Source organism: Streptomyces sp. NPDC017936 (genome assembly GCF_044328485.1).
Lineage (GTDB): Bacteria > Actinomycetota > Actinomycetes > Streptomycetales > Streptomycetaceae > Streptomyces.
In genome coordinates this window covers 142,037-155,557 of the sequence record NZ_JBIRHK010000015.1, presented here as the reverse complement: position 1 = coordinate 155,557, position 13,521 = coordinate 142,037, and the positions used below count along the sequence as shown (strand labels likewise).

Annotated in this window: 15 protein-coding genes; 12 read left to right on the top strand and 3 right to left on the bottom strand. The window is 73.6% G+C overall.

Annotated features, from left to right (window positions below; genetic code table 11):
- The first annotated feature begins 53 nt into the window (after positions 1 to 53).
- Positions 54 to 779, top strand: coding sequence for a hypothetical protein (locus tag ACH4F6_RS28720; RefSeq protein ID WP_397963270.1), 726 nt, complete (start codon positions 54 to 56; stop codon positions 777 to 779).
- A gap of 3 nt (positions 780 to 782) precedes the next feature.
- On the opposite strand, the gene ACH4F6_RS28715 is transcribed toward ACH4F6_RS28720, so the two are convergent.
- Positions 783 to 1,670, bottom strand: coding sequence for an alpha/beta fold hydrolase (locus ACH4F6_RS28715; protein ID WP_397963344.1), 888 nt, complete (start codon positions 1,668 to 1,670; stop codon positions 783 to 785).
- A 78-nt stretch (positions 1,671 to 1,748) separates the two neighbouring features.
- Between ACH4F6_RS28715 and ACH4F6_RS28710 the strand changes: the two genes are divergently transcribed.
- The 8 genes from ACH4F6_RS28710 (at position 1,749) to ACH4F6_RS28675 (ending at position 9,247) form a co-directional block, all read left to right on the top strand.
- Positions 1,749 to 2,201 carry a MarR family winged helix-turn-helix transcriptional regulator gene (locus ACH4F6_RS28710; protein WP_397963269.1) on the top strand — a complete coding sequence of 151 codons (453 nt, stop codon included), beginning with the start codon at positions 1,749 to 1,751 and terminating at the stop codon, positions 2,199 to 2,201.
- A 275-nt stretch (positions 2,202 to 2,476) separates the two neighbouring features.
- A complete protein-coding gene (gene glnII, locus ACH4F6_RS28705) occupies positions 2,477 to 3,508 on the top strand; it encodes a glutamine synthetase (protein WP_397963268.1) in 1,032 nt (343 codons plus the stop codon).
- A gap of 165 nt (positions 3,509 to 3,673) precedes the next feature.
- Complete coding sequence (locus tag ACH4F6_RS28700; protein ID WP_099053921.1) at positions 3,674 to 3,796, top strand: hypothetical protein; 123 nt, start codon at positions 3,674 to 3,676, stop codon at positions 3,794 to 3,796.
- Positions 3,797 to 3,914: 118 nt separating this feature from the next.
- Positions 3,915 to 4,490: a winged helix-turn-helix domain-containing protein gene (locus ACH4F6_RS28695; RefSeq protein ID WP_397963267.1), complete on the top strand. Its 576-nt coding sequence runs from the start codon at positions 3,915 to 3,917 to the stop codon at positions 4,488 to 4,490.
- A gap of 59 nt (positions 4,491 to 4,549) precedes the next feature.
- The gene (locus ACH4F6_RS28690; protein ID WP_397963266.1) at positions 4,550 to 5,578 is read left to right on the top strand and encodes an NAD-dependent epimerase/dehydratase family protein; all 1,029 of its coding nucleotides are present in this window, start codon (positions 4,550 to 4,552) and stop codon (positions 5,576 to 5,578) included.
- Between the two features lie 52 nt (positions 5,579 to 5,630).
- Positions 5,631 to 6,917 carry a sensor histidine kinase gene (locus ACH4F6_RS28685; protein WP_397963265.1) on the top strand — a complete coding sequence of 429 codons (1,287 nt, stop codon included), beginning with the start codon at positions 5,631 to 5,633 and terminating at the stop codon, positions 6,915 to 6,917.
- On the top strand, positions 6,902 to 7,558 hold the full coding sequence (locus tag ACH4F6_RS28680; protein ID WP_397963264.1) for a LuxR C-terminal-related transcriptional regulator: 657 nt from the start codon (positions 6,902 to 6,904) through the stop codon (positions 7,556 to 7,558). The genes ACH4F6_RS28685 and ACH4F6_RS28680 overlap by 16 nt, the downstream gene beginning before the upstream one ends.
- A gap of 171 nt (positions 7,559 to 7,729) precedes the next feature.
- Positions 7,730 to 9,247: a DUF1996 domain-containing protein gene (locus ACH4F6_RS28675; protein ID WP_397963263.1), complete on the top strand. Its 1,518-nt coding sequence runs from the start codon at positions 7,730 to 7,732 to the stop codon at positions 9,245 to 9,247.
- An 80-nt stretch (positions 9,248 to 9,327) separates the two neighbouring features.
- On the opposite strand, the gene ACH4F6_RS28670 is transcribed toward ACH4F6_RS28675, so the two are convergent.
- Entirely contained in the window at positions 9,328 to 9,780 is a 453-nt protein-coding gene (locus ACH4F6_RS28670; protein WP_397963262.1) for a hypothetical protein, read from the bottom strand.
- Between the two features lie 99 nt (positions 9,781 to 9,879).
- Between ACH4F6_RS28670 and ACH4F6_RS28665 the strand changes: the two genes are divergently transcribed.
- The 3 genes from ACH4F6_RS28665 (at position 9,880) to ACH4F6_RS28655 (ending at position 13,130) form a co-directional block, all read left to right on the top strand.
- A complete protein-coding gene (locus tag ACH4F6_RS28665) occupies positions 9,880 to 10,380 on the top strand; it encodes a tetratricopeptide repeat protein (protein ID WP_397963261.1) in 501 nt (166 codons plus the stop codon).
- A gap of 50 nt (positions 10,381 to 10,430) precedes the next feature.
- Positions 10,431 to 12,359 carry a hypothetical protein gene (locus ACH4F6_RS28660; protein ID WP_397963260.1) on the top strand — a complete coding sequence of 643 codons (1,929 nt, stop codon included), beginning with the start codon at positions 10,431 to 10,433 and terminating at the stop codon, positions 12,357 to 12,359.
- Positions 12,360 to 12,440: 81 nt separating this feature from the next.
- Positions 12,441 to 13,130 carry a TetR/AcrR family transcriptional regulator gene (locus ACH4F6_RS28655; protein ID WP_397963259.1) on the top strand — a complete coding sequence of 230 codons (690 nt, stop codon included), beginning with the start codon at positions 12,441 to 12,443 and terminating at the stop codon, positions 13,128 to 13,130.
- Positions 13,131 to 13,155: 25 nt separating this feature from the next.
- Here the strand turns inward: ACH4F6_RS28655 and ACH4F6_RS28650 are convergent, their stop codons facing one another.
- A complete protein-coding gene (locus tag ACH4F6_RS28650; RefSeq protein WP_397963258.1) occupies positions 13,156 to 13,512 on the bottom strand; it encodes a 5-carboxymethyl-2-hydroxymuconate Delta-isomerase in 357 nt (118 codons plus the stop codon).
- Positions 13,513 to 13,521: the final 9 nt, after the last annotated feature.

The window sequence follows — 13,521 nt, the reverse complement described above, 5'->3', positions numbered from 1 at the left end:
TCGGTATCTCGTACATCACGGCGTACGCTCCCCGACCTCTTCAGGAGGCGCGCATGTCCCGTAGGAGAACCCTCAGCACGAAGAAGAAGCTGGCGCTTCTGGTGAGTGCCGCGACGGTGGCGGGAGGCGGGGCCTTCGTCATGGCGGCCACCTCGAACGCCGCGCAGTCCCCGCAGACGGCCGCCGAGTCGACCGTCTGCCAGGGCCTGGCCACCGCCCTCGGCAACAACCAGCGGTTCATCGAGGGCCAGAAGGCCGCCCCGGACGCGCAGTCGGCGGCCCGGATCGCCAACCGCGAGGCCGTCATCGAGCAGATCAAGGTGCAGCAGAAGGCGTCGGGGTGCGTCGTCGGGGAGTCGGCTCAGGGCTCCCAGACGGCGCAGCCGACGCAGCCCGCCCCGCCGGCGCAGAGCGCCCCCGCCGGAAACAACGGCAACGGCGGGAACGCCGGCAACGCGGGCAATGCCGGAAACAACGGCAACGACGGGAACGCGGGCGATGCCGGCAACGCGGGCGGCGGCGCCGCCTCCGGCCAGCAGGTCTGCAACGGCTCCACCGTCACCCTCTCCGGCGAGGGGGGCGCCCCGGCCGCGTCCAGCAACCAGTTCCCGGCGGGGACCAAGCTGAAGGTCACCAACCTCGACAACAACAAGTCCACGACCGTCGAGGTGACCTCGGTCTCCGGCAGCTGTGTGCTGCTCAACAACGCGGCCTTCGAACAGGTCCGTGAGCCCGGCAAGTTCCTGATCCGCCGGGCCGTGATCGAGAAGGTGGGGTGAGGCTCAGCCGAGGAACTCCCTGAGGCGGCGGCCCGTTCCCGGGGGCGCGGCGACCGGCAGCGCGTGATGGGAGACGTCCGGCAGGACGTCGGTCTCCCCGCGCGGCAGCAGCTCGCCCGCCCGGGCCGCCACCTCGGACGCGTCATGGGTCCTGCTGTTCGCGGCCACGAGCAGCAGGACCGGCACGTCCAGGGCCCGCAGCGCCTCGGGCGCCGGACGCGGGCCGGTCACCGGCCGCGCCGCGGGGAAGCCCGCGGCGGCCTCCTGGAGCCGGAGCCAGTCGGGGTCGAGCGCCTTCCCCGCCCCCGACCCCGCCCGAGCGGGAGGGGCCCCCGTCCCGGTCTCCCAGACCAGGAAGGACCGCACCCGGCGCGGGGTCGGCCGCAGCAGCATCGGCAGGGCGCGGAGCAGGTACGCCGCCTTGTACCCGGCGAAGCACAGGGTCGGGTCGAGGAGGAACAGGCGGCGGACCCGCCCGGGGGCGCGCAGGGCGTGGTGCAGGGCGATCCAGGCGCCGTAGGAGTGCCCGCCCACGTCCGCCCGCGCGATCCCCAGGCCCGCCAGCACGGCGTCCAGCCAGTCGCCCAGGTCGGCGACGGTCCGCGGCGCCCGCCCGCCGTCCACGGTGCTGCGCCCCGGCGCCCCCGGGAGGTCGACGGCGTGCACCCGCCGCACCCGGGCGAGCTCGGCCGCCTGGGCGAACCAGGACGCCGAGGTCGCGCCCCCGCCGCCGGGCAGGAGCAGCAGCGGGGGCGCGTCGCGCGGGCCGCAGACGTTGACGTGCGCCGTGCCGTACGGCGTGGGGACGGTGGCCGTCCCGCGGTCGGCGGGCCACCGGGCCATCACCTTGTCGTAGGCGGCCCGGAAGGCGTCGTCGTCGTACGTGCCCATGGAGTCCTCCCGTGGCATGCCGCGTATCATCTCGCCGGGCGAGATGTTCGATGAGCGAGATGATAGCCGGAGGGCCGTATGCCGACCGAGGGCCGGGACGAGAGGGAGACCGTGCACCTGCTGCGCGCGGTGGCGGTCGAACTCGGGCTGCACAGCGCCCGGTTCGCGGGCGCGAACGGCATGCACCCGACGGACGTGCGCGCCCTGATCGCGCTCATGGACGCGCGGCGCGCGGCCGAGGAGATGACGGCGGGGCGGCTCGGGGCCGCGCTCGGTCTGAACTCCGCGGGGACGACCGCCGTCGTCGACCGGCTGGAGCGGGCCGGACACGTCCGGCGGGTGCGCGGCACGGCGGACCGGCGCAAGGTCGTCATCGAGGTCGAGGAACGGGCGGTCGAGCTCGGCCGGTCCTTCTTCGGTCCGCTCATCGGGCGGACGGCGGAGCTGCTGCGCGGCTACGACGACCGGGAGCGGGCCGCGATCCACGGCTTCCTGGAGGGCGTACGGCGGGCCGCGGCCGAGGCCGGCTGACCGCCCCCGTGCCCCTTCTCCCGCCCGGCACCCCCATCGCATACGAGACCCGGCGGCCCACGCCCTCGCTCCCGCGAACGGCGGCTCGGGGCCCGGCCGGGGCCCTCACACCGTGAACCGCGCCACAGAACCACCAGGTAACACGGGGTTCACATTCGAGCAATGACCGGGAAATCGCCTGTTGACAAGCTTCCGGGCAACAACGGCGGCGCTCCGGTGCCGCAGCGCCGCAGCACCCGCACGTGCGTCAGACACACCCCCGAAGGAAGTGGCCCGTGACCTTCAAGGCTGAGTACATCTGGATCGACGGCACCCAGCCGACCGCCAAGCTCCGCTCCAAGACCAAGATCATCACGGGTGAGCCCGCCGGTCTGGACGCACTGCCGATCTGGGGCTTCGACGGGTCCTCCACGAACCAGGCCAAGGGTCACTCCTCGGACCGTGTCCTCAAGCCGGTCTTCACCTGCCCCGACCCGATCCGCGGCGGCGACGACATCCTCGTCCTGTGCGAGGTCCTCGACATCGACATGACGCCGCACGAGTCCAACACCCGTGCCGCGCTGGCCGAGGTCGCCGAGAAGTTCGCCGCGCAGGAGCCGATCTTCGGCATCGAGCAGGAGTACACCTTCTTCCAGGACGGCTACCCGCTCGGCTTCCCCAAGGGCGGCTTCCCGGCCCCGCAGGGCGGCTACTACTGCGGTGTCGGCGCCGACGAGATCTTCGGCCGTGAGGTCGTCGAGGCCCACCTGGAGAACTGCCTCGCCGCCGGTCTCGGCATCTCCGGCATCAACGCCGAGGTCATGCCCGGCCAGTGGGAGTTCCAGGTCGGCCCGCTCGCCCCGCTCGAGGTCTCGGACCAGCTGTGGGTGGCCCGCTGGCTGCTCTACCGCACCGCCGAGGACTTCGGCGTCGCCGCCACCCTCGACCCCAAGCCGGTCAAGGGCGACTGGAACGGCGCCGGCGCGCACACCAACTTCTCCACCAAGGCGATGCGCGAGGGCTACGACGCGATCATCACCGCGTGCGAGTCGCTCGGTGAGGGCTCCAAGCCGCTCGACCACGTCAAGAACTACGGCGCCGGCATCGACGACCGCCTGACCGGTCTGCACGAGACCGCCCCGTGGAACGAGTACTCCTACGGCGTCTCCGACCGCGGCGCCTCGGTCCGCATCCCGTGGCAGGTCGAGAAGGACGGCAAGGGCTACATCGAGGACCGCCGTCCGAACGCCAACGTCGACCCGTACACGGTGACCCGCCTGCTGGTGGACACCTGCTGCTCCGCGCTGGAGAAGGCCGGCCAGGTCTGATCCGTCCCGCGACCGTCGCACGAGGGGCGCCCGCCGTTTCGGCGGGCGCCCCTTCGGCGTGCCGGCCTCCCGGATCGCGGACCGACGGTCGACTTCCCGCCAAGGAAGCGTCCAAGCAGTGAGAGCGGTCTGCTGTCACGGGCAGGTGTCTGCTTCAATGGGGCCATGGCCAGCTTCCAGAAGTACACCGCGACGGGTCGCCATGACCTCGAGCCCTTCTGGCCTTCCCGTCAGCACCACGACTTCGACCGGGTGTGTTGCCGCGCGACGAACGCGCCGGCCCTCTGAAGCCGTACACCCCGGCCTCCGGCCAGCGCGCACGACGTACGTCCCTCGACGGGCCCGACCACGAATCGCGGCCGTCGTCCTGCCCGACGAACTCCTCGCGCGAAAGAGCTGACCTCTCATGGCGACCACCCGTTCCCTCTCTCCCGCTCCCCTCCCCGCCCCCACCCCCGCCGCCCCGGCCCGGCACCGGCTGCGCGCCGTGGACCGGGACGACGTGGTGGACGTCGCGGACTTCCTGCCGCCGGGCGCGACCTGGCTGCCCGCCCCCCAGCACGCCCTGCCCACCCTGCCGGGCCGGCCGCCGATGATCGGCTACCTGGTGCTCGTCCCGGCCGACCAGCAGCCGCCGTTCCTGCCGGTGGCCGTGCCGGACCGCCCGGACACCGGCGACGGCACCGGCGACCCGCTGGTGCGGATCGACCCCGTGCAGCGCACCGCCGCGGTGGACGGCCGTGAACTCGACCTCACCTACCTGGAGTTCGAGCTGCTCGCGCACCTGGTGGCGCACCCCAACCGGGTGCACACCCGCGACCAGCTCGTCACCACGGTGTGGGGCTACGGGCACGTGGGCGACGGCCGCACGGTCGACGTCCACATCGCCCGGCTGCGCCGCAAGCTCGGCGCGGAGCACCGCCAGACCATCCGGACGGTGCGCCGGGTCGGCTACAAGTACACGCCTCCGACCGGCCGTTGACCCTCTGCCGACGGCAGAGGACGGTTCCCTCCCGCGCCCGGACCGGGCACAGTCCCGGCATGAGACTTCTGGTGCTGGGCGGTACGGAGTTCGCGGGACGGGCCGTCGTGGAGGCGGCCCTCGGGCGCGGCTGGGACGTGACGGTCCTCAACCGGGGACGGCACCCGGCCGTCCCCGGGACCCGGGCGCTGGCCGGCGACCGCACCGCGCCCGACGGGCTCGCCGCCCTGGCCGGCGGCGAGTGGGACGCCGTGGTCGACACCTGGTCGTCGGCCCCGCGCGCGGTGCACGAGGCGGCGCGGCTGCTGCGCGGCCGCGCCCGGCGGTACGTGTACGTGTCGAGCTGCTCGGTGTACGCCTGGGCCCCGCCCGCCGGGTACGCCGAGGACGCGCCCCTGGTGGAGGGCGCCGTGGCCGACGCCGGGCGGACCGACTACCCGCGGGACAAGCGGGGCGGCGAACTGGCCGCCGTCGGCGCCTTCGGCGCGGCGGACTCCCTGCTCGTACGGGCCGGGCTGATCCTCGGCCCGTACGAGAACGTCGGCCGGCTGCCGTGGTGGCTGAACCGGATCGCCCGCGGCGGGCCGGTCCTCGCGCCCGGTCCGCGCGACCTGCCGTTGCAGTACGTGGACGTGCGCGACCTCGCCGAGTGGATCCTCGGCGCGGTGGAGCGGGAGCTGAGCGGGCCGTACAACCTGATGAGCCGCCAGGGGCACGCCACCATGGGCACGTTGCTGGAGGCGTGCGCGCGCGCCACCGGCTCGGCGGCCGCACTGCGCTGGACGGCGCCCGAGGTGATCCTCGGCGCGGGCATCGAGCCGTGGACCGAGCTGCCCGTCTGGGTGCCGCCGGGCAGTGACCTGCACGACGCCCTGCACGCGGCCGACGTCTCCCGGGCGCTGGCGACGGGCCTGTCCTGCCGGCCGGTCGAGGAGACCGTCGCCGACACCTGGGCCTGGCTCCGGGCCCTCGGCGGTACGGCGCCGCAGCGCCCGGACCGCACCCGCAAGGGCCTGGACCCGGAGGTGGAGGCGAAGGTGCTGGCCGGTGCCCACGGCACCGGAGGTGTATCTGACACCACCCCCTGACCGGGGACTTCGGGCCAGTGACCCGGGGTCGCGGCTCGGCCAGACTGACGTCATGAACATCGACACGAAGAGCGCCGGCAGCGGTTCGAGGGCACGGGGAACGGCTCTCGCGGCCGGACGGGGGCTGGTGCTGGCCGTGGTGTCGCTCCCGGCGGCCGTGCTGTGCTTCACCCTCTCCCTCGTGTCCATCGCGCTGATACCGATCGGCGTCGGACTTCTCACCACGCCCTACGTCCTGACCGGGGTGCGCGCCTTCGCCGACCGGCGGCGGGTCCTCGCCGCCGAGTGGGGCGGGGTGCGCATCCCCTCCGCCTACCGGCCGGTGCCCGAGGACGCCAACCCGTGGACGCGCACCTTCGCGCTGCTGCGGGACCCGGCGACCTGGCGGGACCTGCGGTGGCTGCCGGTGGACATGACGGCCGGGTTCGTCACCGCCCTGCTGCCGGCGGTCCTCGTGCTCTACCCGCTGGAGGGGTTCGCGCTGGCGGCCGGGCTCTGGCGGACCATGACGGCCGGACCGTACGGTGCGTACGGCCCCTACTGGTACGGCTTCGTGCCGGTCAGCGACCAGGCGTCCGCCCTCGGCGCCGGCGCGCTGGGCGCCGTCGTCCTCGTCGTCGCCCACCGGTACGCCGTGCCCGCTTTCCGGATCCACTTCCGCCTCACCCGCGCCCTCCTCACGCCCTCCGCGGTCGAACTGGCCGAGCGGGTGCGGGTGCTGACCGAGACCCGGCGGGACGCCGTGGACACCTCCGCCGCCGAGCTGCGCCGCATCGAGCGCGACCTGCACGACGGCGCGCAGGCCCGGCTGGTGGCGGTGGGCATGGATCTCGGCACCGTCGAGATGCTCGTGGACAAGGACCCGGAGAAGGCCAAGCGGCTCCTCGCGCACGCCCGGCAGTCGTCCGCCGACGCGCTCGCCGAACTCCGCGACCTGGTGCGCGGCATCCACCCTCCGGTGCTCGCGGAGCGCGGACTCGGCGACGCGGTGCGCGCGCTGGCGCTGCGGCTGCCGACGCCCACCGAGGTGACGGTGGACCTGGACGGGCGGGCGGACGCCCCCGTGGAGTCGGCCGCGTACTTCGCGGTGAGCGAGCTCCTCACCAACGCGGTCAAGCACTCCGGCGCCGAGCGGATCTGGGTCGACCTGCACCACGCGGACGGCCATCTGCGGATCTCCGTCACCGACAACGGCAAGGGCGGCGCGGCCGTCGGGGCGGGCTCGGGCCTGGCCGGCGTCGAGCGGCGACTGGGTACATTCGACGGCGTCCTGGCCGTCAGCTCCCCGGCGGGCGGCCCCACCATGGTGACCATGGAGATCCCTTGCGTGTTGTCCTAGCCGAAGACCTGTTCCTGCTGCGGGACGGGCTGGTGCGGCTCCTGGAGGCCTACGACTTCGAGATCGCCGCCGCCGTGGAGAGCGGACCGGAGCTGGCGCGGGCCCTCGCCGAACAGAAGCCGGACGTCGCCGTGGTCGACGTCCGGCTCCCGCCCACGCACACCGACGAGGGCCTCCAGTGCGCGCTCGAGGCCCGCCGCGCCAGACCGGGGCTGCCGGTGCTCGTCCTCTCCCAGCACGTCGAGCAGCTGTACGCGCGCGAGCTGCTGGCCGACGGCACCGGCGGAGTGGGGTACCTGCTGAAGGACCGGGTCTTCGACGCGGAACAGTTCGTGGACGCCGTGCGGCGGGTCGCGGCGGGCGGCACGGCGATGGACCCGCAGGTGATCCAGCAGCTGCTGGCCCGGCGCACCGGTGACGACGGGAGTCCCGTGGCCCGGCTCACGCCCCGCGAGCGGGAGGTGCTGGAGCTGATGGCGCAGGGCCGGTCGAACGCGGCGATCGCCGGCAGGCTGCACGTCACCGAGCGGGCCGTCGCCAAGCACACCGCGAACATCTTCGTGAAGCTGGGCCTGGAGGTCTCGGACGACGACAACCGCAGGGTACTGGCGGTGCTGGCGTACCTGGACCGCGACCGGTGACCCGTCAACTCCCCTGTGGAGTGCGGGCGTTGAGGGCGGTTTGTCGTCCGGGCCGCTCATCAATTCCTGAGACGGCTGAACACCTCTGAGGCGGCGTGCGTATGGGAGGGGGCAGCTTCACTCCTGTCGGGCGCCTCGATGCTGCCCCGCCAAGGAAGTCAGAGGAGTTCCATGGGACGCAACACACGTAAACGCCGTTCGTCGATGGCCACGAAGGCCGTGGCAGCATCGGCGGCCCTAGCGCTCGGTGGGGGCGGGCTGATCTGGGCGAACTTCTACGCTTCGGCGCACGAGTCGAAGTCCGGCCAGAACGCGACGAAGGCGGCCCAGGCGGCCGCGCAGGTCGCCACCATCTCCTGCCCGGACGTGGGGCAGAAGCTGACGAACGTGCCCAACGGGGCCCGCCAGGGCGTCGCCACCGAGCTGGCCAACCTCGACAAGCAGATCACCGAGGCCTACGCGCGGCTCGCCTCCACGCGTCAGGCCCAGGCGAACGACTCCGGGTTCGTGCAGAACGCGATCGTCGGTCCCCTCAAGGAGAAGCGGGCCGCCACGATCGACCGGATCCGGATCAACATCCAGCGGGCCGGCGGCCAGTTCGACAGCGCGCTGAGCCGGCTCGCCGCCTGCCAGACGCAGACCACCAACCAGACCGACGCCGGTCAGGGCGGCCAGGACGGCGGCGGCCAGCAGAACGACGGCGGCGGCCAGCAGGGCGGCAACGGCCAGCAGCAGAACAACGGCGGCCAGGGCGGCAACGGCCCGGTGGCGGCCGACTTCGTGGACATCACCAAGGTCCAGGGCAACGCCCAGCTCGGCGTCGGCCAGAACGGTCTCGCCGCCAACGGCAGGAGCGGTTCGCGGGGCACCTTCACCACGAGCTGCGGCACCAACGGGAACGACAACCACAACACGGACAACGTGATCGTCGCCCCCGGTGTCACCAACGGCGCGCACCACCTGCACGACTACGTCGGCAACCAGAACAACGACGCGTTCGCGAACGACCAGGAGCTGGCGGGGGCGGACACCAGCTGCCAGAACCAGGGCGACAAGTCGTCGTACTTCTGGCCGGTGCTGCGTCTGCAGGACGGCTCGCAGGACTTCGACCAGAACAACGACGGCGGCGGCAAGGAGGGCAACGTCGGCAGGATCCTCCAGCCGTCCCAGGCCCAGCTGAAGTTCGTCGGCAACAAGCGCGGCAAGGTCGTCGCCATGCCGACGGCCCTGCGCATCATCACCGGTGACGCCAAGGCGTTCGTCAACGGCACCGGCAACGCCAACGTCAACTGGAGCTGCACCGGCTTCGAGAACAAGGTGCAGCTGGAGGACAAGTACCCGATCTGCCCGCAGGGCAGCCAGGTGGTCCGCACGACCAACTTCCAGAGCTGCTGGGACGGCCAGAACATCGACAGCGCCAACCACCGCACGCACGTGGCGTTCGTCCAGGCCGACGGCACCTGCGCCAACGGCTTCAAGGCGATCCCCCAGCTCCAGGTCCGGCTGGTCTACAACGTCCCCGCCCCGAAGATCCAGAACGGGCAGGTCGTGAACCCGTACGCGGTGGACACCTTCCCGGAGAACCTGCACAAGCCGATCACCGACCACAACGACTTCATCAACTTCTTCTCCACGAACCTGATGAACAAGATGGTCAACTGCATCAACACCGGCAAGAAGTGCAGGTGATCCCCTGACCGGACGCCCGCGGGCGGGACGGTGAAGGCCGGCGGTGAGATCCTCACCGCCGGCCTTCGCGCTGCCCGGGGTCAGTGACCGGCGTGCGACGCGCCGTCCCCGGAGGGCTCGTGCGAGGTGTGCGCCGAGTGGTCCGTGCCGTCCTCGAGGTCACCGCCGAGCGTCTTCCGCAGCGCCGTCATGGTGCCGGTCTCGCCCACGGCCACCCACTTGCGGCCGACGAGGTAGTGGCCGCCGTAGTCCTTGGCCCCGTTGATCCACTCGCGCTGGCCGCGGTCGGTGGCGAAGGTGGCCAGGATGAACTTGCCGGCGGCCTCCTTGGCGTCCTTGCAGACGGCCTGGCGGATCTCGTCGGCGTCGATCTGGATGTCGGGCGTGCACTCCACCTCGGCGGCCAGGTGCTCCAGGCTGCCGGTGGCCGTCTCGGGGACGGCCTCCGCGCCTTTGCCGGAACCGCCGCAGCCGGTCAGCACCAGCGCCGCCGCGGCGCCGGCCACCGCGAGCATCGGTCGGGTCACCTTCATCTGTCCTCCCTGCAAGAGCCTCGTCCTGGATACGGCTCCCGCGCGCGGTCCGCTCAAAATACCGGCGACCCGCGGGCCCGGACGTGCCAGAGTGGCCCGGTGAACGACGACTGGGAAGACCGCGTGGCCGCCGCCTGGGCCCGCTTCGACGAGTACCCCGAGGACCGGGCGGCCGACTTCCGCGCCCTGATCGACGCGCTCGTCGCCGAACTGCCCGAGGACAGCCCGCTCGGCCCGTTCGAGCAGGCCTGCGCCTGGGACTCGACCGGCCGCTCCGACAAGGCGGTGCCGCTGTACCGGGAGGCCCTGGCGCGCGGACTCGACGGCTACCAGGGCCGCCGGGCCAGGATCCAGCTCTCCAGCTCGCTGCGGAACATCGGACGGCCGGAGGAGGGCGTCACGCTGCTGACGCCGGAACTGGACGCCCCGTCGGACGAGTTGGACGACGCCGTGCGCGCCACGCTCGCACTGTGCCTGTCCGGCCTGGGCCGCGACCGCGAGGGGCTCGCCCTCGTCCTGGAGGCGCTCGCCGCCCACCTGCCCCGCTACCAGCGGTCCATGGCGAACTACGCGCGGGCGCTGACCGCCCCGGAGGGCTGACCCGCCCGGACGGCCGGTGACCATCCACCGGCTCGCTCGTTGCGCTGGACGTGCAGCCACAGGATGTCGCCCCGCGCCCCGCACCCGGTTCCCCCGCCGACCGGACCGTCGACGTCGAGCAGGCCGAGGCCGCGCTCGTCGAGCACTACCCGCGTCTGGTCCGGCTCGCCTACCTGGTGCTCCCGTCCGGTTCCGGACGGTGCCGCCGCGTCCTGGCCGCCCACTCCCTCGTCCAGCGCGCCCTGCCCCGCGGCCGCGCCTCGGTCCCCGTCATCCCGGCCCAGTCCACCGCCCGGGACGGCGATCCCGGCTACGCCTACGTCCGCCTCCAGGTGGTGCGTACGGCGCTGGAGGCGGGCCTGCCGCTCAGGCGCCGGGCCCGGCCGAGGCGCGCGCAGCTGCCGCCGCTGCTGCCCCAGGTGTGGGGGCTGAGCCTGTTCCCCCGCTCCGGCGGCGCCGAGGAACTCGCCCTGGACCAGCGGCTGTCCGCCCTCCCCGGCCCGGCCCGCGCCGCCTACGTCCTGCGCGGCCTGGAGAAGCTGCCCGACGGGGACGTGCGCGAGGTGCTGACCGGTGCCGGCGTCGGCGCCGACGAGGTCGCCGCGGCCCTGCGGGGGGCCGACACGGTGACCGCGCCGTACGCGCTGCTCGACTCCCCCGAGTTCGACCCGTGCGCGCTGCAGGCCCGCCCCACCGACCTGATGCGCCGCCGCCGGCACACCAGGGCCGCCCTCGCCGCCGCCGCGGCGCTCGCCGTCTGCGGCGCCCTGGTCGCCCTGCCCGGTGACGGCCGGGGTCCCGACGGCGCGGCCGCCCCGGTGTACGCGCGCAACCCGGCGGCCGAGGCCGCCCTCGACCCGGGGCGGCTGGTGCGGGTCTCCCCCGCCGTCTGGAAGACCTCCGCCCGCGCCGACTTCTCCGCCTGGCCCGCGCGCGGCGACCTCACCCGCGACAGCGGGCTGCTGCGCCGCGCCCTCGCCGTCTGGGCCCGCCCCGGCGGGACCGTCCAGGTATCGGCGACCCCCGGCACCCCGACCGGCGGCCCCTCCGGCCCGCCCCAGCTGCTGTTCGCGGGCGACCTCGGCACCGCGCGCGTGGTGATCCTCCACGACGGTCTGCGCATCGCCCGCTACGCCGAGCCGAAGGGGGGCGCGGCCGGGGCGGCGCTGGACTTCGCGCGCGCGGACGGCGCGACCGGCGCCGAGGCCGCCGCGGTGGTCCTGGACCGGACCGACGGCAACGTCCGCTACCTCACCGCGCCCTGGGTGACGCGGGCGGCCGAGCGGGACCTGTCGAAGCCGGGGGCCGGGCTGATGGAGCTGACGCTGACCGACGGCATCACCTCGCCGCTGGCCAGCCCCGCCGCCCGCTCCGGCGCCTGCACGACGTGGAACGTGCTGCAGCTGACCGACGCCTCCGGCTCGTACCTGGTGAGCGACCTCGGCGAGCTGGTGCCGGCCCGCCTCACCGCGGGCCGGCCGGCCGCGCCGAAGGAGGCGACGGGCGCGGAGGCGCTGCGCACCTGGGCGCCGTTCGCCTGCTCCCTGGGCGAGGTGCGCGGACAGGGCGTCCGTACGGTCAACGCGTGGGGGTACGCGCGGCAGTCGCTGCCCGACGCGAGCGGGTCGGCCCACTGGGTGTGCACCCGGGCCGAGACCTGGCGGGGCGACGGGACGCGGGTGCTGGCCCAGTTCCACACGCCGGGCGGGCTGTTCGGGGCGGCCGTGGCGAAGGCCGGGGACGTGCCGGCGTGCGGTCCGCGCGATCCGCATGTGCTCGCCGGGGTGCTGTGGAAGTCGCGGGCGGGCTCCTGGTACCTGCTCGCCGCCGGCGACAAGAACACCGGGTCCGTGCGGGCGACGGGCGGGGTGAGCGGGTCGGCGGAGGGCAACCTGCTGGCCGTGCGGACGAGGAAGGGGGTCCGGGCGGAACTGCGGGGAACCCTGGAGGACGGGCGGGCGATCGGCGGGCTGCGGTAGGGGACGCTCCTCCCCCGCCGGGGCGGAACCCGGGGCCGATCCGGTCCGTTCACGTCCGGATTCGATCGGTAAGGTGTTCGTATGACTACCGGGGTGCGTCGAAGGATGGGAGTCGAGGAGCGTCGGCAGCAGTTGATCGGCGTCGCGCTCGAACTGTTCGCCCGTCGTTCGCCCGACGAGGTCTCCATCGACGAGATAGCCGCGGCCGCGGGCATCTCGCGGCCCCTGGTCTACCACTACTTCCCCGGCAAACTCAGCCTGTACGAAGCCGCGTTGAAGCGGGCGTCGGAAGACCTCGCGGGCCGGTTCGCCGAGCCGCGCGAGGGGCCGCTGGGGGCGCGGCTGCTGCGGGTGATGCGCCGCTACTTCGACTTCGTCGACGAGCACGGCCCCGGCTTCTCCGCGCTGATGCGCGGCGGCCCGGCCGTCGGTTCCTCCACCACCAACGCCCTCATCGACTCCGTGCGGCAGGCCGCCTACGAGCAGATCCTGTCCCACCTCGGCGTCAGCGAGCCGCCCGCCCGTCTGGAGCTGGTCGTCCGCTCCTGGATCTCGCTCGCCGAGTCGACCGCGCTGATCTGGCTGGACGGGCGGCGCGTCCCGCGGGAGGAGCTGCAGCTCCAGCTCGTGGAGGACTTCGGCGCGCTGCTCGCGGTGAGCGCCGCGCACGACGAGGAGATGGCCGGCCTGCTGCGGCCCCTGCTCGGCCGGGAGCCGGGCGACGGTCCCTTCGCGGACCTGGTCACCCGGCTCGTCGGACTGGCGTCGTAACGGTCCCGGTCCCTGCCGCCGGGGCCTAGACCACGGCCTTGCGGTAGGACGGGTCGAGGTCGCGCACCTCGGCGGACAGGTGCAGGGCGCGGACGCCGTCCGTGGGCTCGATGTGCTTGCGCAGCAGCTCCACCACGGCCTCCGTGAGCCGGGCCTTGGTCTCCTCGCTGCGCCCGGCCAGCAGGGCGATGCTGACGTTCACGATCGCGTGCCCCTCGTACTCGGCGCCGACGGCCTCGTCCTCGGTGCGCAGGACGCGTGTCTTGCACGCCTCCGGCTTGGCGCCGGCGATGTCGACGACCAGCGGGTGCAGCGCGACCGCGAACTGCTCCCAGTCGACGTCGTCAAGGTACGGGGAACGCTCGACGGTGATCTGCGGCATGGGTGCTCC

Bases quoted from the DNA above. Each gene is read 5' to 3' on its own strand.
- ACH4F6_RS28720 (WP_397963270.1), top strand. From the start codon at position 54: ATGTCCCGTAGGAGAACCCTCAGCACGAAGAAGAAGCTGGCGCTTCTG.
- ACH4F6_RS28715 (WP_397963344.1), bottom strand. From the start codon at position 1,670: ATGGGCACGTACGACGACGACGCCTTCCGGGCCGCCTACGACAAGGTG.
- ACH4F6_RS28710 (WP_397963269.1), top strand. From the start codon at position 1,749: ATGCCGACCGAGGGCCGGGACGAGAGGGAGACCGTGCACCTGCTGCGC.
- ACH4F6_RS28700 (WP_099053921.1), top strand. From the start codon at position 3,674: ATGGCCAGCTTCCAGAAGTACACCGCGACGGGTCGCCATGACCTCGAG.
- ACH4F6_RS28695 (WP_397963267.1), top strand. From the start codon at position 3,915: ATGGCGACCACCCGTTCCCTCTCTCCCGCTCCCCTCCCCGCCCCCACC.
- ACH4F6_RS28690 (WP_397963266.1), top strand. From the start codon at position 4,550: ATGAGACTTCTGGTGCTGGGCGGTACGGAGTTCGCGGGACGGGCCGTC.
- ACH4F6_RS28685 (WP_397963265.1), top strand. From the start codon at position 5,631: ATGAACATCGACACGAAGAGCGCCGGCAGCGGTTCGAGGGCACGGGGA.
- ACH4F6_RS28675 (WP_397963263.1), top strand. From the start codon at position 7,730: ATGGGACGCAACACACGTAAACGCCGTTCGTCGATGGCCACGAAGGCC.
- ACH4F6_RS28670 (WP_397963262.1), bottom strand. From the start codon at position 9,780: ATGAAGGTGACCCGACCGATGCTCGCGGTGGCCGGCGCCGCGGCGGCG.
- ACH4F6_RS28655 (WP_397963259.1), top strand. From the start codon at position 12,441: ATGACTACCGGGGTGCGTCGAAGGATGGGAGTCGAGGAGCGTCGGCAG.
- ACH4F6_RS28650 (WP_397963258.1), bottom strand. From the start codon at position 13,512: ATGCCGCAGATCACCGTCGAGCGTTCCCCGTACCTTGACGACGTCGAC.